This is a genomic window from Williamsia sp. Y721, assembly GCF_059683565.1.
Genome location: NZ_JCASNH010000004.1, coordinates 585,671 through 606,882, shown reverse-complemented (window position 1 = coordinate 606,882; position 21,212 = coordinate 585,671). Strand labels below are relative to the sequence as shown.

The window sequence follows — 21,212 nt, the reverse complement described above, 5'->3', positions numbered from 1 at the left end:
AGTTCGGTCAGCGGTCGGTCAGCCAACCGTTCTCGAACGAGGAGCCGACGCCGGTGTCGACCGGACCGTCTCCGGATGCGGCCCGGTCGTCACTGACCTTGTCGTCAGCACCTTCATGAAGCCCTGCGGTCATCGATGACGCAGCAGCAGGGATGGGGCTGTGCGGACTGAGGTCGATGTCGTCGGCGGGCAGGAGTATCGCCCCGCCCTGCGTGACCGACTCGCGCGTCACACCCCGGCGATGCCGATCGTCGGCGGCCTGCACCCGTACCCGTTCACCGAGCACGGCCACGTGCCGCTCGTAATTCTTTGTCGCGGAGGCGGTCTTACGCCTTGCCTCGGAAACGATCTCATCGAACAGGTCTGCAACGCTCACTGGTCACCCGCCAACGCCAACTGACCGTCCTCGGCAGGTGGAAACCCGTCGTCCTGTTGTGACGATTGCGGCGACACCGGCGTGCCCCCGTTCGGCGAGATGTCACCGACTCCGGGCGTGGTCCGTCCGACGTCCGGCACCGGACGGGGCACGGCCTGAGGTGTCGCCTGCGGAACCGAGGTCTGCGATCCCGACTCGGCGGGCGGGCACGGGGTTTGCGCCACAGCAGGCGGCATGATGGCGGTATCCGGAGACGACTGCAACGTCGGATCGACAGGTTCGATGGCCGCGTCTCCTGTTGTGGCCGTTTCTTCTGCGGTGGCCGTTTCGTCTGCGGTGGCGCTGCCCTGATCCCCGCCTTCCCGATCCCCGACACCTGCCAGGCCTGGCGTCGACTCCGGCGCTGCGATCGAACCATCGGGGCGCACTTCGAGCACATGGCTGTCGGTATCGCCGCCGGCGCCGGTCACCGTCAGGCTCACCGACGCACCATCGGGACCCGCCTTGATCTCGATGATTTTGTCGCCCAGCGTGATCGAGGCGGCAGCGCTGCCGGATCCGGTCCGACCGTCGGATTCGGCCGATTCTTCCGCGGGCCCCGGATCGACCGGCACGGCGTTTGACAGCCCACCCTCCTGAGCGAGCACTGTGCTGATCGCTTCGGCCAGACCGGTGACCGCGGCGGCGGCAATTGTGCCGACGACGCCGACCAGCGGACCCAGCAGTTCGGCTGCGGCCTCCCCCGAGAACGCCGAGACGCCGGGCGCCGGAGCACCGGACACATCTGGTGTGCCGGCAACAGCTGGGAGAACGCTCTCACCGCCGGAAAAGGTGGAGGTCGAAACCGGGGCCGCCCCCGAGACCAGCGCCCCCGAGGCCGCCGGCCAGGTGAGGGCTGAGCCGGCCGTTGCCGCGCCTCCCTCGCCCTGACCCGCGACCGTCTGTACCCCGCCTCGGTTCGACTCTGCGGCCCCTGCAGCAGGCCCATCACCGTCACCGCCCCGATCTGCGGTCCCGCCCTCACATTTGAGTTCGCCGCCGGTGCCGGAGATCTCGGCGGGATGGTCGGCGCCGCCGACCGCTGCCATGGCGCTACACAAACCCGACAGAATCGCTTCGATGGCGTCGTCGCAGGTGCTCACAGCCGTCCCGAACAGCTCGACGGCGGCGGTGATCGCCGCCCGAAGTTCGGTGTGGTGCGCAAAACACGATGTCTTCATCTTCAGCCACAAGGCAATCGGAACACCGAGGAGACGGTCCGGGTCGATCACGGCGATACAGCTGTATTGGGTGAAGCGTGCGACATCGATGCAATCGGCCGCGACCAACATGCCCGCGCCGATCCCGGCGATCCCCACGAGATCGGCCTCGGCACGGGGAAGCATTGATCGGAGTTGCTCTTGCGCAACGATCCCGGACCCATCCGGCCACACGTCGGCCAGAACACCCTCTTGTTGCTTCTGGACCTCCACCGCAGAGGCCACGGTTGTGTGCAGTTGTTGCACCACAACACCATCGGCGCGCAGTTGGGCCGTGTGCAGGTCGTCGTTCTGGCAGAAGCGCCCTTCGAACACCGAGAACTCGGGGAAGTCGGTCATCCCCAGCCGCTGCGCCAATGGTGCGACATGCGAAAAGAACTCCAGAGCGGATTCGGCCGCCTCGCGCGCCGCAGCGAGTTCGGACTGCAGGCTCATACCGGCGCCCGGTCCCCTACCCATACCGGGATTCCCCATCGCCGAAGGAATCGGCATTGTTCGTGTCTTGTCTGTCTAAGGTGTCGGCCGCACCAACCAGGCCGTCGCCGAACTGCCGCGCCGATTGCGCCAGCATTCTCAGGCTCTGCGCCAACGCCAACAGACCTGCGGAGTAGGCCAATTCGTGATGGGCGTAGCGGCGGCCCAACTGGGCACCGAAGTCGCAATCCCCCAACCCGGTGCACGCGACATCCACTGATCGCGCGGTGTCGGCGAAGATGCCACCGACTCGCCGGACCTCAGACGGATCGATCCAGGTCTGTTTTGCCATGCTGACCTCCCACCAGGTTGGACGTGCCGTCCTGCGGTGAGGTTCCCTGATCGACTGCCGATTGCTGCGCCGGGTCCATCCCACAGAAACAGCGATGTCCGCGCCCCGAATACACGGGGCGCGGACATCACGGCAGGCTCTTGCCCTACCTCAGCTCAAGAGCCGAAGAAGACACCAAGAAACGCTGCGTTGTCGATCAGGAACTGAAAGATCTCCAGCACATCAATGTCGATAGACGATCCCATATTGAATCCCTTCGTAGAAGTGACAGCACGGCCACCTGCGCGACCTGACGATTCGGGAAAAGCATTTCTTCTCAAACATTTCCCGCTAACAGCATTCCACAGTCGGGCATGTCTGTCATAACGAAAACCTCGGTGACAACGCCGGCGACGACCAACCCCAGGATAAAGTTCTGTTCACCCAAAAATTTCTTGCGCAAGTGCTATCGGGTGTATCTACGCAGGTCAGAGGCATAAATGATGCCAATCGAATGTTTAAAGAAATTTCACATTGGCAAATATCCCAAATGCCCAAAACAGATCCCGACGCCAGGAGACCCCACTACCGTGACCCCAGTACTGGGGCCGCCAATTCCATTCCATGCCAACTACCAGCATGAACAGAGGCGCCCAACCACATTGATTCGACTAATACCCCGCGACGCCAGAAATACTTCTCAAAGAATTCACATGGGGATTAGACAAGTAGCGCGATTCAAAAAACAGTGATTCAAGTCACACCTGTTGTCAGATGCCTGCGGGCGCGTCGAGCAGTTGCATGTGCACCGCATCGAGCCAGCACCGAAGGCTTCGGACGATCAGGCCGCCCCGACCGCCGCGGCGATCCGCTCGGCAACAGACCGGGCCTGCTCGGCGGTGGCGGCCTCGACCATCACCCGAACCAGCTGCTCCGTCCCTGACGGACGTAGGAGCACGCGTCCGGTGGTCCCGAGTTCGCCTTCGGCCAGTGCAACAGCTTGTTTCACCGACGCGGCCTGTGCCACAACGTTCTTGTCGGCCACGCGGACATTGATCAGCACCTGCGGCAGCGCGTGCATGATCGACGCCAGCTCTGCCAGCGACTTGCCGGTGGACGCCATGCGGTCCATCAGCGCCAGACCGGTCAAGATGCCGTCACCGGTGGTGCCGTGCGAAGGGATCACCACGTGGCCGGACTGTTCGCCACCGAGGGAATACCCACCGGCGCGGAGTTCTTCGAGTACGTATCGGTCACCAACACCGGTGGTGCGCACTGCGATTCCGGCCGCCGTCATGGCCTGGTGCAACCCGAGGTTGCTCATCACGGTCGCGACGAGAGTGTTGTCCTTGAGGGTGCCTGCGTCCTTCATGGATGTCGCGAGCACCGCCATGATGGCATCGCCGTCGACGATCTCACCGGCGGCGTCCACTGCCAGGCACCGATCGGCGTCGCCGTCGTGAGCCAGTCCGAGATCGGCACCGTATTCGCGGACCGCTGCCTGAACCTGGTCCAGATGCGTTGAACCGCAACCATCATTGATGTTGTTACCGTCTGGATCGGCACTGATCGCGATCACCGTGGCACCGGCGGCGCGGTACGCGCGCGGGGCGGCCAGATACGCGGCACCGTGAGCGCAATCGACCACCACTGTCACCGGCTTCAGGTTCGACTCGACCATCCCGGAAAGGTGCCGTAGGTAGACATCCAGGGCGTCGTCGGCGTCGCGAACACGCCCAACATCCACCCCGGTCGGACGCGGCACGGCAGCGTCGAGCGCTGTTTCGATGGCGTCCTCGGCCGCATCGGCCAGCTTGTGGCCACCAGGGCCGAAGAACTTGATCCCGTTGTCGGGCATCGGATTGTGGGAAGCCGAGATCATGACGCCGAATGCGGCGTCGTAGTGATCGGTGAGGTATGCAACGGCCGGTGTGGGCACGACACCGACGCGCAGGGCATCAACACCTGCTGCGGTCAACCCGGCACACACCGCTGCCTCGAGCATCTCTCCCGATGCCCGGGTGTCACGGCCGACAATCGCAACCGGGCGTCCGGTCGATGTGGATCCATTCGCGAGTACTCGCGCTCCGGCTTGTGCCAGCGACAGTGCCAGTTCCGGAGTCAGGTCGGCGTTGGCCAGTCCCCGAACACCATCCGTGCCGAACAGGTGCCCCATTACGTTCCTTTGGTTCCATGCACACAGGCAGGCGTCCAGAGATTTCTGAACGCCTGCCTGTGGTCAAGACGAGCTCGATAATTCTCGCGACTGAAAAGAGATCAGCGCTTGCTGTACTGCGAAGCCTTACGGGCCTTCTTCAGGCCGTACTTCTTGCGCTCCACTGCACGTGGGTCACGGGTGAGGAAGCCGGCCTTTTTCAGGGCCGGGCGATCGTCCGGAGTGACCTCGATCAGTGCGCGGGCGATGGCCAGACGCAGCGCGCCTGCCTGTCCCGACGGGCCGCCACCATGCAGGTTCGCGAAGATGTCGAATGCATCGTTGCGCTCCACGGTGACAAACGGGGCCTTGATCAGCTGCTGGTGCACCTTGTTGGGGAAGTACTCCTCCAGGCTGCGGCCGTTGAGCTTGAACTCGCCGGTGCCGGGGCTCATGCGGACGCGAACGACAGCTTCCTTACGGCGACCAACGGTCTGGACCGGGCGATCGAACTCGATCGGCGCACGGGCGGCGACGACCTCTTCGGCAACAGCCTCGTCCACGGTGTAGTCATCGGCGCCGACCTCGGCCTCGACGACTTCAGCAGCCACAACTTCGGCTTCGGTCTGATCGGACACGTTTTGCTCCTCCGGCGCCGTCACTGGGCAACCTGGGTGATCTCGAAGGGCACGGGCTGCTGAGCCGCGTGGGGATGGTTGGGTCCGGCGTACACCTTCAGCTTGGAAGCCATGGCGTTACCGAGCTTGGTCTTCGGGAGCATCCCGATGATCGCCTTTTCGACGAGGCGCTCTGGACGGGTGGCCAGGGTCTCACCGACGGTGCGGGACTTCAGGCCGCCCGGGTGACCCGAGTGGCGGTAGAGCAGTTTGTCGTCGAGCTTGTTGCCGCTGATGGCAACCTTCTCGGCGTTGATGATGATGACGAAGTCGCCACCATCCATGTGGGGGGCGTAGGTCGGCTTGTGCTTGCCGCGGAGCAGATTGGCGCTCTGCACGGCAAGGCGACCGAGCACCACGTCAGTGGCGTCGATGACAAGCCACGCATGCGTGATGTCACTCGCCTTCGGGGTGTACGTAGGCACAGAAAGTCCTGTCGTTTCGGTGAAATGGAGCTGGTCAGGTGCGTTGCAGAGGTTGCCCTGGCGACCAGTGGGGACCCAGGCCTCGACTCGCCCGGTAAACCAGGCGGCCGCGCACCAACGAACAACAGTACCGCTCGGGCGTCATCATGGTCAAAACGCCTCCGACCAGCGGTCGAGTCCGGTTCGGCTCAGCGTGGCGCGATCCGTACCGATCCGACCGCCGTGCGGCACTGCGCGTCGATGGATTCGCCCGCCGATCCGGTCTGACAACCGATGCTGACCTGCAGTCCCCGTTCCACCGTCAGATACCAGCGGATGGCCCCACCCGATACCGGGACCTCGCGATAACCGATCACCTCGCGGCCTGCGAACTGCGTGCTCGCGGAGAATTCCTGCACCACCGCGTCACCGCGCTGATCGATGCGGTTGCGCAGGCTCACCGCGACCGAGGCCAGTGTAGAGGTGTCGCGCACCGTGTTCTGCAGGACGATCAGACGGCTGTCGTTCTCCGCCGCGGCGAATGTCGTCCGCGAGAGAACGCCTTCGACCGGCGGTTCACTGCTGCTCCGCCACCCACCAGGAACCGTCAGACTCACGCGACCGAGCTGGACCGTGTGATCGGCCTCGGCCACCGGCGCCGCCGACGCACCGTCCCTCATCACCGCGATACCGACGCCAACGGCCGCCGCCACAACCACCAGCAGGGCCACGACGGCGGCGACGACGCGGCGCCGGCTCCGCGCTCTGACCGGTGGCGGGCCGTCGTCGATGGGTGCGGGAGGCAGTTCGGCGCCACCGAATCGGCGCAACAGTGACCGGTCGACCGTCAGAACCCTGCCGACGATGGTCGATGCTTCGGCGCTACGACAGACCGCGGCCACCGCAGCCTGCTCGCGGCCGTCGACCAGAATCGCCTCGACGCGGTTGTCAACGACATCGGCCAGCAGTTCGGGTAGTCCATCGGGATCGGTGAGTACCCGGGTCGATGAGATCTGCGGCCCGGCCGCCGACGACCACAGCTCATGAACATCGATCCGCCTCCCGGACCCGCTGCGCCCGTGGACCTCGATCACCACCACACACTGGGCTGCCGAGTCGAGATGGGAACGGACGATCGCCACCGCGCGCGGTACGAGTTCCAATTGACTGCAGTGCGCGAGTGCCGCGTTGCGCAGGATCTCGGTTCGCCGGTGGCCCCACGTGCTCGGGTACGTCAGCGTCACCGGCCCGATCCCGTCCAACTCGGCGAACAACCGCGACCACGCCTCGGTGGTGTGCACCCGCCGACCCTCGATCGTGACACCCGCGCCGTCGATGCCGGCGACCATCGAAGCGATGGGGGTGGCGCTGCCGCCCGCACCGACCGCGAACTCGTCGTAGGCGATGTCGGCCACGGTCGCCCGGATACCGACGCCGGTATCTCCGAGGTTCCTGTTCACCACGTTCTCGTTCACAGCGGTGGCAGATAGGCGACTTGGATCATTTCCTGCGGCCGCGACCGCGAGACGAGTTCGCCGCGACCGGGTACCAACTTCTGCAGTCGGACCCGGCCAAGCAGGTACCCCTCATCCCGGTCACCACTCATCAGCAAACCGTCGGTCGACAGGTCTTTGAGGCGCCCGATGATCGTGTCGAACAGAGCCCGCCCCGCACCGCCCGACCGTCGGGTGACGATCAGATGCAATCCGATGTCGCGGGCAGAGGACAGAAGGTCAACCAACGGCATCAACGGGTTCCCGCTCCCTGTCGCCACCATGTCGTAGTCGTCGACCACGATGTAGACATCCGGGCCGGACCACCAGTTGCCCTCGCGCAGCTGCTGTTGCGTCACGTCCTCACCGGGTATCCGGGCGGTGAAGAAGGCCACCAACTCGTTCACCATCGGTGCCAGGGTCTGCGCGGAACTCGCATATCCGGCCAGGTGATCCGACTCGATGACACCGAGCATGGTCCGCCGGTAGTCGACGAGGACGATCTTGGTCTCCTCGGCGGTGCCGTTTTCGACGAGACCGGCAACGATGTTCCGCAGCAACGTCGTCTTCCCGTGCTCGACGTCCGCGAAGGCCATGAAATGTGGCTGCGCCCCGAAATCGAGGATGACCGGGGCCAATTCGGCCTCACCCACACCGATGGCAACCTGTTTCGGCGTCAGCGTGATCCCGCGCTCACGCACACGCTCGAGCATGTCCGCCCGATCGAGGTGAGATGCGAGCTTGCGGACCACCATGGCCTTGCGGCCGGGATAGACCGCACACAGTTTCGCGACGGTGTCGGCCAGTGCACCGCTGAGCGACTCGATGCCGGTCTCGGAGTCGGTGCGAGGCAACGCGACCAACATGTGCAGCTGTTCCGGTGTCAGGCCACGCCCGGGCCTGCCCTCGGGGACGAGCCCGGCGACCTTGCGTCCCATCTCCGAATCGAGTGGGTCGCCGAGGCGGAGTTCGAGGCGGCTGCCGATCAGGTCTTTGATGGCGGGCCGGACCTCGGCCCACCGGGCCGCGGTCACGATCACATGGACGCCATAGGACAAACCCTGCGCAACGATGCTGTTGATCTGCTCTTCCAGGAAATCGAACTCCCCGCGGATCACGGCATAGCCGTCGACGACGAGGAACACATCACCGAAGACGTCCTCGGACAGCGACTGGTCTCCGGCGCTGCGCCGGTTCCGGAAGTCCCGCATCGACTCGATCCCGAGCGCCGCGAACCGCAGTTCGCGTTGCCGGACCAGGGCTGCGACCTCGGCGACCGTCCGGCGGACCGCGTCCATGTCGGCACGTCCGGCCACCGAACCCACGTGCGGCAACCCGGCGATCCCGGCCAGCGATCCGCCACCGAAGTCCAGGCAGTAGAACTGCACCTGTTCGGGACTGTGGGTGACCGCAGCGGCAAGGATCAAGGCGCGCACCGCATTCGACTTGCCCGACTGCGGACCGCCGACGATCGCCACGTTGCCGCGCGAACCCGAGACATCGATGGTCAGGACATCGCGACGCTGATCATAGGGACGGTCGACGATGCCCAACGGGAACTCGAGCCTGCCGGTCTGTGGCGTCTGCCAGTGCGGGGCGAGCGCGTCCATCGTCGGTGACTCATCCAGCGGCGGCAGCCACACCTCGTGCGCGGCCAGGCCTTGCCCCTCGATCTGACCGACCACGGTCTCCAGCAACGTCCGCTTCGGTGCGGCGCTCACGGGTTCTGGAACCTCCTCCGGCAGAACCGGTTCGGGCACTGTCACCGGGTCGAGCGGAACCCGGCCTGCGGTGAACATCTTGAGCCGGCCACTACCGCCCGAGGTCGGTGAGTACACCGCATCGATCGCCGACACCGGCGGTGTGTACGGACCCGAGACATAGCAGGTGTTGAAGCGGATCGGTTCGGCCGAATCGCATTTCAGATATCCCGAACCCGGCACATTCGGCAGGTGGTAGGCATCGGGTACACCCAGCACTGATCGCGATTCGTTGGCAGAGAACGTTTTCAAACCGATTCGGTACGACAGGTGACTGTCCAGGCCCCGCATCTTGCCCTCTTCGAGCCGCTGCGACGCCAACAGGAGATGGATGTGCAGCGAACGGCCCAACCGACCGATCGCGACGAACAGGTCGGCGAAGTCCGGTTTTTGCGCCAGCAGTTCGGAGAACTCATCCACCACGATGAACAGTGCGGGCATCGGCTCCAGGGCGGCGCCTGCGGCCCGGGCCCGTTCGTAGTCACCGACATTCGCGAAGTTGCCCGCCGATCGCAAGAGCTCCTGGCGCCGATTCATCTCACCGGAGAGTGCATCGCGCATCCGGTCGACCATCGACAGTTCTTCTTCGAGGTTCGTGATCACCGCCGCCACGTGGGGGGCGGCGTCGAGACCCAAAAATGTTGCGCCGCCTTTGAAGTCGACCAGAACGAGGTTGAGCGCCTCGGGTGAATGCGAGGCCACCATCGACAGGACCAGCGTGCGCAAGAATTCCGATTTGCCCGAACCGGTGGCACCGATGCACAGCCCGTGTGGGCCCATGCCGCCCTCGGCTGCCTCTTTGATGTCGATCTCGACCGGTGTCCCGTTCACCGAGTAGCCGATCGGAACCCGCAGGCGACTGCGGGCGGTGCGCGGTGCCCACACACTGCGCAGGTCAAGGCGGGTCGCATCACCGATGCCGAGCAGGTTCATCAGTCCGGGATCGGTCGGCGACACCTCCTGCTCCAGGCTGACCATCTGCGCGGCGGTGGCCAGGCGGTAGCGGGCCATCGTGCGGGCGAAGGCCTCTGCCTCCGGGACGCTCAACGAGTCCATGTCGGCGAACTCTTCGACACCGAATGCACTGCGCGCACCCACTTTTCCGTCCCGGACCACCAACTGCAGACCGCGGCGTACCGCCAGGCCGTCCGGTGGCGCGGACAGGTCGAGGACCGAGACCGCCTCCATGCCGGCGTCCCCGACGATCCGTTCGTCGCCGGTCACATGACCGTCGTCGATGATCACGACGAGTTGGGCCCGGCCCGCGGCCGGTGGCGCCGACCGTGAGAATCGGCCACGTTCGAGGAGATCCGTGGCGAGGTCGTCCTCGAGATCTGCCAGAGACCGGTAGATCATCCGTACCGAACCGACACCGTCACGTTCGTACGGATGCTGGACGTGCGGCAGCCACTTGCACCAATCCCACGACTCGGCGGCCGGGTCGGCGGTGACCACCGCGACCATGAGCTGGTCGGGACCGTGGAAAGCGCACAGTTCCAGCATCATCGACCGAGCCAGCTGCCGGGTCTCCTGTCTGGCCCCTTCGATGTTGATGGCCGGGAATCCGCGCAGCGAGACGGCGGTCGGCAGGCCGTGCACCACGGAATGCGTGCGAACGAAGCGCCGCAGGGCCACCGCCGACACCGGCTCGACGTCTTCGAGGGGTCCGGTCTCCGGCGGCATCAGGCGGGTCGCGAGGCGCTGCGATCCGACGCCGACCCGCACGTGGCCGAAATCGTTGTCGCCGCGGCGGCGTTCCCACATTCGCCTGCCGCCGACAACACCGAGCAGGGCCGCGGGTTCGGGATGACTCCATTCGAGTGCGTCGCGTTGCGCGGCGCCGGTCTCGTGGACCTCGTCGCGGACCTGGCACAGGTACCGGAAGTAGTCTTTGCGCTCTTCGTTGAGTTCAGCAGCCCGTTTGCCGCCGCGGTTGCCCCCACCTGCGTACATGCCGAACATCGACATCAGCATCATCATCGGGAACATCATGAAGAGCGGGTTCGACAACATGTTGCGCCCGCCGGTCACGAACATCATCGCGATCATGCCCACCACGGCGAACACCATCACCACGGGCATCATCTTCATCAGGAGATTGCCCGGCACCACCCGCGGTACATCCGGCGGCACCTGAAGATTGACCTCACCGCCCGGCGTCCGCGGTGCCGGCACCCGCGCTCGACGGACAAAACCCTCGGTTGTGCCCGCAGTCATCGCGACATCATGGATTTCAAAACCCCACCCCTGAACATCAAACTTGCTCCCCTGGCCGCACATCATTCCCCATGCCGGTCCCGGCGGCACCACGAAGGGCCCAATTCATCCACATCGAACCCCGGTGCCGGGCGTCAGATGTCGCAGCTGTTCGCTATGGTCATCGGTACTTGGTGGGGATCTCTTGGGGGGAATCATGACCGCTGCTGACCTTTTGGCGGAGCTGGACGCCGCGGCCGGTGCAGAACCGGCGCTGGCACGGGTATCGGTGATCGGTGGGACGACGCAGTTCGACGTGGGCCTGCCCGCCGCTGTTGCGGTGGCCGCGCTGATCCCCGACCTGGTCGCGCTGATCAGCACCCGAGCCCCCGTCGACGACGACGAGAACGAGTCCCGACCCGGGCCGATCCGCGATCACTGGACGCTGTCCCGCGTCGGCCACGGCCCCATCGCGCCCAACCGCAGCCTGAGCGAGGCGGGGGTCCGCGACGGTGACCTGCTGATCCTGCGGGCAGTGCCTGCCCGCGAGAGTGCGGTGCTCTTCGACGACGTCATCGATGCGGTCGCCCGCCTCGGCGAAGCGCAGTTCTCCAGTTGGAATGCCACCGCAGCCCGGGTGATGGGATATGCGGTCGCGGTGGGAGCCTCGACGTTGTTGTCGCTCTCGCTGCTCCACGAGCGCGGTGACCGTGATCTGCTGTGGCCGATACTCATCGCCGCGATCGTCTGTCTCGCGTTCGTGGTGACAGGCGCGGTTGTCGGCCGCTACTACGACGATCCGGCCACGGCGGCCTTCGCATCGTTGTGCTCGATGGCGCCGGCGTGTGCCACCGGAATGATGTTGCCACCGGGATCTTTTGGGGCAGCGCACCTCACACTCGGTTGTGCGATGGTCACGGTGTTGGCCGCCCTGTCCTATCGCATATCCACTGCGGGTCCGCTGATCCATTCGGCCGTCGGCACTGCCGCGATCTTCGGGACCTTCACATCGCTTGTGCAGCTTGTCTTCTCACCAAGTGCCGTCAAACTCGGCGCGGGACTGTGCGCTGTCGCGATCCTGGCGATCTCGATGGCCCCGCGCATCACGATCCTGCTCGCGAGGTTGCCGCTACCCCCGGTACCGACTGCAGGCGCGGCCATCGATCCCGTCGACTCGGCGCCCCGCCCCGCCATCGAGGGCATCGGGGCGATCGGCGCCATGGCACTACCGTCGGCCGCAGCACTCGAACTCCGGGCCAGGACGGCAGCGCGGTACCTCACCGGCATCATCGCCGGCACCTCGGTGGCCGCGGTGGCCGGCATCGCGATGGTGGCCTACCCCGTCGATGACTTCAGTTGGCGTTGCACGGTGTACGCGTTGATCATCGCCACTCTGCTGTGCCTGCGTGGACGTTCCTACGCCGACCTCGCACAGGCATCGATCCTCATCGCCGCCGGTGCCATCGGATTCGGCGTGACCGCAGCCCTGGTGGTCTTCGGTCCGGACGATCACGCTGCCGTGGCCATGACCGCCATCGCCGCGGTCGCGACCGCGGCCCTGCTCTGCGGGGTCGTGGCCCCTCAGTCGTCGTTCTCGCCGGTGATGCGCCGCATGGTCGAGATCGCCGAATACCTGTTGATCGCCATGATCGTGCCACTGATGTTCTGGATCATGAACCTCTACGCCGCGGTGCGCGACCTGTGATCGATCCGGTCGGCACCCGGAATACGCACCCACCGAAGCTCCGCAACCGAACCGTCCGCCTTGCCGCAGTGGCCGGAGTCCTGGCGGTGCTGACTGTGTTTCCGGCGCCAACCGCCGGGGCGATATCCCCGCCGGTCATCGAGCCCGGAGCGCTGGTGAGGGGTGCACCGGTGACGCCGCCGGAAGCCACCGAACAGAAGATGTTGTGCGCCAAGCCGGTTCTGTCACCCGGCACAGACATCGCCGTCCCGTCGGCTGCGCAGACGATGATGCGCCTGCCCGAGGCCTGGCGATTCAGCCGGGGTTCGGGCCAGCGGGTGGCCGTGATCGACACCGGGGTCACCCGGCATCCGCGTTTGCCTCGAGTCCAGGCAGGCGGAGACTACGTTTCGCGCACCGACGGTACCGACGACTGCGACGGGCATGGCACCCTGGTCGCCGGAATCATTGCCGCACAGCCGTCCTCGACCGACGCGTTCGCCGGCGTCGCACCCGAGGCCTCCATCATCGCGATCCGGCAGTCGAGTGGCGCCTTCGAGGCCAAGGACCGGCGCCAGAACACATCTCCCGATCCGACGGTGGGATCCGGTTTCGGCACCGTGCAGACATTGGCCAACGCAGTTGTCCGGGCCGTCGACCTCGGTGCCACGGTCATCAACATCTCCGAGGTGGCCTGCGGTTCGGCAGGCACCGACCTCCATGACAAACAATTGGGCGCGGCGGTGAAGTATGCCTTCGACCGCAACGTGGTCGTGGTGGCTGCGGCAGGCAATCTCACCCAGGGCTCGGCGTGCTCGACCCAGAATCCATCACCGAACCCCGCCAACCCCGAACTCGACGGTTGGGACACGGTCACCACCATCGCCAGTCCGGCCTGGTACGCGCCGTATGTGTTGAGTGTGGCCGCCGTCGACTCGGAATCCGGGTCACCGGCCGGCTTCAGCCTGTCGGGCCCCTGGGTGGGTGTCGCCGCGCCGGGCACCGGCATATTGAGCCTGGACAATGTCCGCGGATCGAACAAACTGGTCAACGCCCACGACGGCGACAAAGGGCTCACCGGTATCGACGGCACCAGTTTCGCCGCACCGTATGTTGCCGGCGTGGTGGCGCTCGTCCGGGCAAAGTTTCCGGAACTCGACGCCGCCTCGGTGATGGAGCGGATCACCCGGACCGCCCACGCGCCCGGAACCGGCCACGACAACACCGTCGGCCACGGCGTGATCGACCCGGTTGCCGCGCTTACGTTCGAGATCCCGGATGTCAAGACGAATTGGGCTGTGCCGCAGGCGATCTCAGCACCGATTCAGGATCCCCCTGCCGATACCGGGGCTCGCACGGCGGCACTCATCGGAATCGGCCTGTGCGCACTGGTCCTGATCGCCGGCTGGGCGGTCTCGATGCCGGCGCGCCGGTTGCGCAAGCTGGAACCCGACGAGTACTGATATACCGCCTCCGGATCGGCCGGAACCGATCACCAGCCGCGGACCCGCTGCGGTGTGACGCGGATGAGTACCGAATAGTCGGCCCGGAACGCGTCGAGGGTCATCTCCAGACCCTGGATCGACGCGCCGTATTTGGAGACATACGCATCCCATTCGGCGGGGGTCGGTCCAGTGTCGTCCACGGACGCCTGCGCGGTGAACACCGCGACATCGCCGCCCTCGGTGGAGCTGTTGAAGTTCAGTGCCACCGAGGAGTTCGCGGAGATGTTGGCCAGCTTGGGCTTGTCCGGCTCGCTGAATATCAGGAATTCGTCCGACGACCACAAGAACCACACAGGGGTCGGCACCGGTGTTCCGGAGGGCTTCACGGTGGTCAACCAGATGACGTGCTCGGCGTTCAGGCGGTCACGTTGGCGCTCTGTCAGTTGCACTGTCGTAGATGTCATGAACATCACAACAATGCCCGGGGCGCCGGTTCTTCCCGAACCGGGCGCGCCGGGCGTTATGTCGTTATTTTGCGCGGGCGGGACGCCCTACGGTGCGCGGGCGGGACGGAGCTCGCGCGGCAACGCGAAGGTCAGGGTCTCCTGCGCGGTCGTCACCGATTCCACATCGCCGAAGCCGTGCTCTTTGAGGAGATCCATCACGCCGGTGACCAGGATCTCGGGGACCGAGGCACCGGAGGTGATGCCGACGGTCTGCACACCTTCGAGCCATGCCGGGTCGATGTCGCGCGCGTAGTCGACCAGGTACGACGCGCTCGCGCCTGCCTGGAGAGCCACCTCGACGAGGCGAACCGAGTTCGATGAGTTCTGTGAACCGACCACGATCACCAGGTCACAGCGGGGGGCCATGGCCTTGACGGCAACCTGCCGGTTCTGGGTGGCGTAACAGATGTCGTCGCTCGGCGGATCGTTGAGAAGCGGGAATTTCTCCCGCAACCGCGACACGGTCTGCATGGTCTCGTCGACCGACAATGTGGTCTGCGACAGCCAGATCACCTTGGACTCGTCGCGGACGGTGACGCGATCGACGCTGTCCGGCCCGTCGACGAGCTGCACATGTTCGGGTGCCTCACCGGCGGTGCCCTCGACCTCTTCGTGACCTTCGTGACCGATCAGCAGGATGTCGTAGTCGTCGCGGGCGAAGCGCTTGGCTTCCTGGTGGACCTTGGTCACCAGCGGGCACGTGGCATCGATGGTGCGCAGGTTGCGGTCGGCCGCCGATTCGTGGACCGCAGGCGAAACCCCGTGCGCCGAGAACACCACGAGAGCACCCTCGGGCACCTCGTCGGTCTCGTCAACGAAGACCGCGCCGCGGTCTGTCAGTGTCTCCACCACATGCCGGTTGTGGACGATCTCCTTACGCACATACACCGGGGCGCCGTGCTTTTCGAGCGCTTTCTCCACTGTCTCGACAGCGCGATCGACGCCCGCACAGTAGCCACGGGGCTCAGCGAGCAGGATTTTCTTGCCTGACGGGGTGTTTTCGGCCGAACTCATGACGTTCAGCGTACGGGTAATCCGACCCTACTAGTGGTCACGGCCTGCAGCATGAGGCAGAGTATGGACATGATCCGACCACCTTATGCCGCAAGGGTCGCTGCCGGGGTAGTTGTCACTGTGCTCGAAGAGACACGCAAATTGCCGACCACAGCGATCACTCTTCCGATGACCGCTCTGAGTGAGACGTTGCAGGCGGTGATGCGCTTTCAGCAGGGCATCGCCGAAATGGCCATCAAGGGCGATGAGGTCTTCGAGTCCCTGCTCGGTCACGCCGAAGACGAGCCGGAATGGGCCACCTTCGATGAAGACGAGGACGACTTCGTCCTGCCCACCACAAGTCGTCCGGTGACTCCGGCCACAACCACCGAATCCGGCTCCCCGGATCCCGTCGAAGCCGACAAAAACGACACGGAGTCCGCAGCGGCGCCGTCGGGGTCGGGCCGGTTCGCGTTGTACAGCTCGGCTCCCGACCTCGATTCCGAGGATCCGGCGCCGACGACGACGAGCGCGAACGGTGACGCGCCCGAGATCGTCGAGGCCCTCGATTACGACTCGCTGACGCTGGCCCAGTTGCGGGCCAAGCTCCGCACCGTCGGCCTCGATGAACTCAAGGAACTGGCCGCGTACGAGAAGTCCACACGGGCCCGGGCACCGTTCGTCACCATGCTCGACAACCGTGTGACCGCGGCGAGCAAGTAGCCTTCCCACGTGAGCAATACGCCCGAATCGGCGTGGCCGGTACGGACGATCAACACCAAGATCGCCGACTGGCTACACAAACTGGGACAGGTCTGGGTCGAAGGTCAGCTGACCCAGATCAACCGCCGCCCCGGTACCCGCACCGCTTTCCTGACGCTGCGTGATCCCGCAGCGGACATCTCCATCCAGGTCACCTGTAGCCCCGATCTGCTGACCCGCGCACCGGTCCCCCTGACCGAAGGGGCCCGCGTCGTGGTCCTCGGCAAGCCGGTGTTCTACACCGGGCGGGGCACGGTGTCGTTGCGGGTCACCGAGATCCGGCCGATCGGCATCGGCGAACTCCTCGCCCGAATCGAACGGCTTCGCCGGCTGCTGGCCGCCGAAGGACTGTTCGACGTCGCGCGCAAACGACCGCTGCCCTTTTTGCCCGGCACCATCGGGCTCATCACCGGACGCGCAAGCGCGGCAGAACGCGACATCATCTCGGTCGCACAAAAACGTTGGCCTGCAGTACGTTTCGAGATCCGCAACGCCCCCGTGCAGGGTCCGACAGCGGTCCCGGCAATTCTGCGACACCTGGCCGAACTCGACGCCGATCCCGACGTCGACGTCATCATCCTGGCCCGCGGCGGCGGCAGCGTCGAAGATCTGCTGCCCTTCTCCGACGAGGCTCTGTGCCGTGCCGTCGCCCAGGTCACCACCGCGGTGGTCAGCGCGATCGGGCACGAGCCCGACTCCCCCGTTCTCGACCTGGTGGCAGACCTGCGGGCGGCAACGCCCACCGACGCCGCCAAGCGCGTGGTCCCCGACGTCGCCGTCGAACTCGCGACCGTTCGCGATCTGCGCGCGAGAAGCGCCGGGGCACTGCGCAACTGGGTCACCACCCAAGTTCGCGGGCTCGACTCGTTGCGCGGCCGCCCGGTGCTGGCCCAGCCCTACCGCATCGTCGACGACCGGATCGACGAGATCGAACGCGCGGCCCGCGACATCCGCCGCGACGTCGGTCGACTCGTCGCCGGAGAGGAACAGCGGATCGAACACCTCACGGCGCGCCTGTCCACCCTCGGCCCCGCACAGACGCTGGCCCGCGGATACGCCGTCGTGCAACGCGTACCCGGGGCCGCCAGCAGTTCGGACGAGAATCCCCACGTGGTCACATCGGTGGACGACATGCCGATCGGTACCCAACTGCGGGTACGGGTCGCCGACGGTGCCACCCGCGCCGCGGTGATGGGCGTCGAAAAACCACGACGCGGCTGAAGACCGACAACGGGACCCGACCGGACGCGAGTACCCCAGACCAACCCAACACCTCCACGCACCAGCACCCGCCGGATACCCGACCCCGGCGTCCCGGCACGGACAAGAAGGAAGACAGTGGCAACGACGAACGACGCCGACAGCAATGAGCGGCCGATCAGCGAACTGGGTTACGAACAGGCCCGGGACGAGCTGATCGTGGTGGTCCGCACCCTGGAACAGGGCGGCCTCGATCTCGACGAATCGCTGGAACTGTGGGAACGCGGCGAGGCCTTGTCCCGGCGATGTGAGGAACATCTCGAAGGCGCCCGAAAGCGCATCGAAGCGGTCCTCGGAACCGACGACGACAGTGAATTCGAGGACGATACCGACGACGACCTCGACGATGAGGCCTGAGATCTGAAATCGAGGCGCAGGCGTCCACCGGTGGCCCTCGCCCGTTTATGACCATCGGGGGCGCCCTGCAATACTCGGGTGGTGGCCGCAAAACCCCGGATTCTGACCAACAACAAAGACATGATCTGGTCTTTGATCCCTTTGTTGTTGCTCTGCCTGTTCGTCGCGGGGGTCTCCGGGAATTGTTCTGTCGGCCTGACCGGCGGCGCGGGCGACGACAAGGTCCCCGCCTACGACGTGGACAGCGGATTGAAGGCAGACGCCCGCACTTCGACGTTCCCGATCCGGCTGCCGCAGACACCCGCGGACTGGAAGCCCAACAGCGGCAGCACAGTCGCCCTCGAAGACACCACCGTCTCCAACGCCGGATACATCACGTCCAACGGCGTCTACATCCAGCTGAGCCAGACCGGCGCCACCAAAGACGCCCTGGTCGGGCAGCTGTCCGGCGACGAAACACTGCTCGGCGCGGGCACCCGCGACATCGGTGGATCGCAGTGGGCGGTCTACAGCAAGCCCGAGGGCGGACGGTCGGTATGGGTGACCGACCTCGGTGACGTACGGATCGGTCTGATGGCGAACAAGGCCAAGGAACCTGATTTCACCACCCTGGCCGAAGCGGTCCTCGCGGTTTCACCACTACCGGCCTCGAGCGCCGGCGCACAGGTTCTGCCCACGAAATAAGCGGAAGCCATTGTCGGATAACGATTGTTAGGGATCTTACATTCGTCTTGCCGCTGAGAGCGATGTCACCCGCAGACTATAAGCTCTGCCCATGGCAATGTTCCTGTATCGACTCGGGCGGTTCTCTTTTCGGCACAAATGGTGGGTGATCATCAGCTGGATCGTGCTGGCCGCATTGGTGGTCACGCTGGTCAGCGCATTGAATCCGAAGTTCTCCAAAGATTTTGAGCTACCGGGCACCGACTCGGACAAAGCGATGTCGTTGATGGAAAAGAACTTCCCCGCGATCAACGCAGAGCAATCCGAGTCGTCGACCAGTGTGCTCGTCGCCGCGAACGACGGCCTGGCGGCCCACACCGACACCATCGATCAGCTGGTCGCCAAGCTCAAGACGCTGCCAGATATCACCACGCCCGATGAGGTGGCCAACCCGCTGACCGTCGCAGATCTGGACCCGGCGCTGGCGGCGTCCGTGCTGGGCGACAACAACACCATCGGTCTGATCCAGGTTCCCCAGACCATCAACCCGCAAGATCTGACTGCCGACAACATGAAGCAGTTCGAAGACATCCTCTCCGAGTTCCGGGTCGGCGGCCTCGACGTCCAGGGCACCGGGTCCCTGATGCAGGTCCAGGAAGCGGGCGGCGCAGCCGAGATGCTCGGTTTCGTCATCGCCTTCTTTGTGATGATCGTGGCTTTCGGCGCAGTGGTCGCTGCGTTCATCCCCCTCATCACCGGCATCGTCAGTGTGATCATCACCATCATGCTGGTCACGCTGGGTGCCGAGTTCCTCAGCATCAACCAGAGCGCAACCGCCATCATCACGATGCTCGGGATCGCGGTGTCCATCGACTACGCGCTGTTCATCGTCTCCAGGTATCGCAGTGAACTCAATCTTGGTGGTTCGCGTGAGGCGGCGGTGGGCCGAGCGGTCGGGACGGCAGGATCTGCGGTCGTGTTCGCCGGCCTGACGGTCGTGATCGCGGTGGCGGCGCTGTCGGTGGTCGGAATCCCGTTCATCTCGCAGATGGGCCTGGCTGCGGCGTTGGCCGTGATCGTCGCGGTCCTCGGTGCCATCACATTGATTCCCGGCTTGCTTGGCGCCTTCGGCCGCTTCGCGTTCTCGCCGCCCATTCCGAAACTGCGCCATGGCGACGAACCCGAATCGCAGGAGACCAACGGGCACCGTTTTGCCAAGTTCGTGACCAGATACCCGTGGCCGATCGCAGTCATCTCGCTGCTGGCCCTGGTTGTGGTGGCGTTGCCGATGACCAAGCTGGAACTGGGCTTGTCGACAACCACCGACTCTGAGGTCGCGGCGACCACGTTGCTGCAACGCGGCTTCGGTGAGGGCATCAACGGCCCCCTCCTGGTGGTGCTGAATGACACCAAGGACGGCGACGTCAGCCCTGCCGCCGAGCAGACGGTCGCGTACATCAAAACGTTGTCCAATGTCGCCACGCCCGACCAGCTCACCTGGCGCGGCAACGGTCCGGACGCGGCCAACTCCCAGACCGGCGCGACATCAGCGCTGATCTTCGTGACCCCACAACAGTCGCCCAGCGGCCCGCAGACGCACGAACTGATGGAACAGATCCGCGACTATTCGAAAACCACTGACGCCGAAGGGGTCACGCTCAACGTCGGCGGCCAGACGGCCATCATGTCGGACATCTCGGCCAAGTTGAACACGGCGTTGATCCCGTATCTGCTCCTGGTTGTCGGTTTGGCGTTCATCATCCTGATGATCGTGTTCCGGTCCATCCTGGTCCCGCTGACCGCCACCATCGGATTCCTGTTCTCTGTGTGCGCCACCTTCGGTGCCACGGTGGCGATCTTCCAACTCGGCCATTTCGGGATCATCACCCACACCCAACCGATCATCTCGTTCCTGCCCATCTTCATGATCGGCGTGGTCTTCGGTCTGGCCATGGACTATCAGGTGTTCCTCGTGACCCGAATGCGCGAGGAGTACGTCCACGGGCTACCGGCCAAGGAAGCGGTGATCGTCGGCTACAAACACGGCGCGCGCGTGGTGTCGTCGGCCGCGGTGATCATGATCTCGGTGTTCGCGGCGTTCATGCTCGCACCGGACACCACCGCCAAGATGATGGGCTTCTCTCTGGCCGCCGCGGTGTTCTTCGACGCGTTCGTGGTGCGAATGCTGATCGTTCCGGCACTCATCACGATCATGGGCGACAAGGCCTGGTGGATGCCGGGTTGGCTCGAGAAGATCCTGCCGAATGTCGACATCGAGGGCACCGCCATCCGCGAGATCCCGATCGACTCGTCGATATCGGCGGACGGTAAACCCTTGCGGCCCACCGCCAGTACAACCAACTGATATCAGGCACCCACTCACCCCCGTCGACCACCGGTCGCCGGGGGTGAGTGCGTTCGAGGGTCGGATCCCCACCGCCGTCACGCAATCGGCGCGCTCGGAGACCGACCGACGT

The 21,212-nt window shown here is 65.1% G+C and carries 17 protein-coding genes; 7 read left to right on the top strand and 10 right to left on the bottom strand.

Annotation, left to right across the window (positions count from 1 at the left end; translation table 11 throughout):
• Positions 1-7: 7 nt before the first annotated feature.
• The 8 genes from AC56PL_RS22340 to eccCa form a co-directional block, all read right to left on the bottom strand.
• Positions 8-376 carry a hypothetical protein gene (locus AC56PL_RS22340; protein WP_495517927.1) on the bottom strand — a complete coding sequence of 123 codons (369 nt, stop codon included), beginning with the start codon at positions 374-376 and terminating at the stop codon, positions 8-10.
• Positions 373-2,094, bottom strand: coding sequence for a hypothetical protein (locus AC56PL_RS22335; RefSeq protein ID WP_495517928.1), 1,722 nt, complete (start codon positions 2,092-2,094; stop codon positions 373-375). Before AC56PL_RS22335 ends, AC56PL_RS22340 begins: the two co-directional genes overlap by 4 nt.
• Complete coding sequence (locus AC56PL_RS22330) at positions 2,087-2,401, bottom strand: hypothetical protein (protein WP_495517929.1); 315 nt, start codon at positions 2,399-2,401, stop codon at positions 2,087-2,089. Before AC56PL_RS22330 ends, AC56PL_RS22335 begins: the two co-directional genes overlap by 8 nt.
• A gap of 820 nt (positions 2,402-3,221) precedes the next feature.
• Positions 3,222-4,556, bottom strand: coding sequence for a phosphoglucosamine mutase (gene glmM / locus AC56PL_RS22325; protein ID WP_495517930.1), 1,335 nt, complete (start codon positions 4,554-4,556; stop codon positions 3,222-3,224).
• Positions 4,557-4,657: 101 nt separating this feature from the next.
• Positions 4,658-5,197, bottom strand: a complete 540-nt coding sequence (rpsI, locus tag AC56PL_RS22320; protein ID WP_495517931.1) for a 30S ribosomal protein S9 — start codon at positions 5,195-5,197, stop codon at positions 4,658-4,660.
• The gene (gene rplM / locus AC56PL_RS22315; RefSeq protein ID WP_482138295.1) at positions 5,194-5,637 is read right to left on the bottom strand and encodes a 50S ribosomal protein L13; all 444 of its coding nucleotides are present in this window, start codon (positions 5,635-5,637) and stop codon (positions 5,194-5,196) included. The genes rpsI and rplM overlap by 4 nt, the downstream gene beginning before the upstream one ends.
• 188 nt (positions 5,638-5,825) lie before the next feature.
• Entirely contained in the window at positions 5,826-7,076 is a 1,251-nt protein-coding gene (locus AC56PL_RS22310; protein ID WP_497155172.1) for a type VII secretion-associated protein, read from the bottom strand.
• A gap of 11 nt (positions 7,077-7,087) precedes the next feature.
• Positions 7,088-11,086: a type VII secretion protein EccCa gene (gene eccCa / locus AC56PL_RS22305; protein WP_497155171.1), complete on the bottom strand. Its 3,999-nt coding sequence runs from the start codon at positions 11,084-11,086 to the stop codon at positions 7,088-7,090.
• A 196-nt stretch (positions 11,087-11,282) separates the two neighbouring features.
• Here eccCa and eccD point away from each other — a divergent pair, with 196 nt between their 5' ends.
• A complete protein-coding gene (gene eccD / locus AC56PL_RS22300; RefSeq protein ID WP_497155170.1) occupies positions 11,283-12,770 on the top strand; it encodes a type VII secretion integral membrane protein EccD in 1,488 nt (495 codons plus the stop codon).
• Positions 12,770-14,212 (top strand): type VII secretion-associated serine protease mycosin, encoded by a 1,443-nt coding sequence (mycP, locus tag AC56PL_RS22295; RefSeq protein WP_497155312.1) that lies wholly within the window; start codon positions 12,770-12,772, stop codon positions 14,210-14,212. The genes eccD and mycP overlap by 1 nt, the downstream gene beginning before the upstream one ends.
• Before the next feature lie 29 nt (positions 14,213-14,241).
• Here mycP and AC56PL_RS22290 read toward each other — a convergent pair whose 3' ends face one another.
• Both AC56PL_RS22290 and AC56PL_RS22285 read right to left on the bottom strand, forming a co-directional pair.
• A complete protein-coding gene (locus tag AC56PL_RS22290) occupies positions 14,242-14,658 on the bottom strand; it encodes a TIGR03667 family PPOX class F420-dependent oxidoreductase (protein WP_495517935.1) in 417 nt (138 codons plus the stop codon).
• Positions 14,659-14,745: 87 nt separating this feature from the next.
• Positions 14,746-15,714, bottom strand: coding sequence for a 4-hydroxy-3-methylbut-2-enyl diphosphate reductase (locus AC56PL_RS22285; RefSeq protein ID WP_495517936.1), 969 nt, complete (start codon positions 15,712-15,714; stop codon positions 14,746-14,748).
• 69 nt (positions 15,715-15,783) lie between these two features.
• On the opposite strand from AC56PL_RS22285, the gene AC56PL_RS22280 reads away from it, so the two are divergent.
• The 5 genes from AC56PL_RS22280 (at position 15,784) to AC56PL_RS22260 (ending at position 21,100) form a co-directional block, all read left to right on the top strand.
• A complete protein-coding gene (locus AC56PL_RS22280; RefSeq protein ID WP_495517937.1) occupies positions 15,784-16,416 on the top strand; it encodes a lipid droplet-associated protein in 633 nt (210 codons plus the stop codon).
• Between the two features lie 9 nt (positions 16,417-16,425).
• Positions 16,426-17,676: an exodeoxyribonuclease VII large subunit gene (gene xseA, locus AC56PL_RS22275; RefSeq protein WP_497155169.1), complete on the top strand. Its 1,251-nt coding sequence runs from the start codon at positions 16,426-16,428 to the stop codon at positions 17,674-17,676.
• Positions 17,677-17,793: 117 nt separating this feature from the next.
• Entirely contained in the window at positions 17,794-18,072 is a 279-nt protein-coding gene (locus AC56PL_RS22270) for an exodeoxyribonuclease VII small subunit (protein ID WP_495517939.1), read from the top strand.
• 81 nt (positions 18,073-18,153) lie between these two features.
• Positions 18,154-18,756, top strand: a complete 603-nt coding sequence (locus AC56PL_RS22265; protein ID WP_495517940.1) for a DUF4245 family protein — start codon at positions 18,154-18,156, stop codon at positions 18,754-18,756.
• A gap of 91 nt (positions 18,757-18,847) precedes the next feature.
• Complete coding sequence (locus tag AC56PL_RS22260; protein ID WP_495517941.1) at positions 18,848-21,100, top strand: MMPL family transporter; 2,253 nt, start codon at positions 18,848-18,850, stop codon at positions 21,098-21,100.
• The last annotated feature ends 112 nt before the right edge of the window (positions 21,101-21,212 follow it).

Bases quoted from the DNA above. Each gene is read 5' to 3' on its own strand.
- AC56PL_RS22280 (WP_495517937.1), top strand. From the start codon at position 15,784: ATGATCCGACCACCTTATGCCGCAAGGGTCGCTGCCGGGGTAGTTGTC.
- AC56PL_RS22285 (WP_495517936.1), bottom strand. From the start codon at position 15,714: ATGAGTTCGGCCGAAAACACCCCGTCAGGCAAGAAAATCCTGCTCGCT.
- AC56PL_RS22335 (WP_495517928.1), bottom strand. From the start codon at position 2,094: ATGGGTAGGGGACCGGGCGCCGGTATGAGCCTGCAGTCCGAACTCGCT.
- AC56PL_RS22330 (WP_495517929.1), bottom strand. From the start codon at position 2,401: ATGGCAAAACAGACCTGGATCGATCCGTCTGAGGTCCGGCGAGTCGGT.
- AC56PL_RS22290 (WP_495517935.1), bottom strand. From the start codon at position 14,658: ATGACATCTACGACAGTGCAACTGACAGAGCGCCAACGTGACCGCCTG.
- eccD (WP_497155170.1), top strand. From the start codon at position 11,283: ATGACCGCTGCTGACCTTTTGGCGGAGCTGGACGCCGCGGCCGGTGCA.
- glmM (WP_495517930.1), bottom strand. From the start codon at position 4,556: ATGGGGCACCTGTTCGGCACGGATGGTGTTCGGGGACTGGCCAACGCC.
- AC56PL_RS22260 (WP_495517941.1), top strand. From the start codon at position 18,848: ATGGCAATGTTCCTGTATCGACTCGGGCGGTTCTCTTTTCGGCACAAA.
- eccCa (WP_497155171.1), bottom strand. From the start codon at position 11,086: ATGACTGCGGGCACAACCGAGGGTTTTGTCCGTCGAGCGCGGGTGCCG.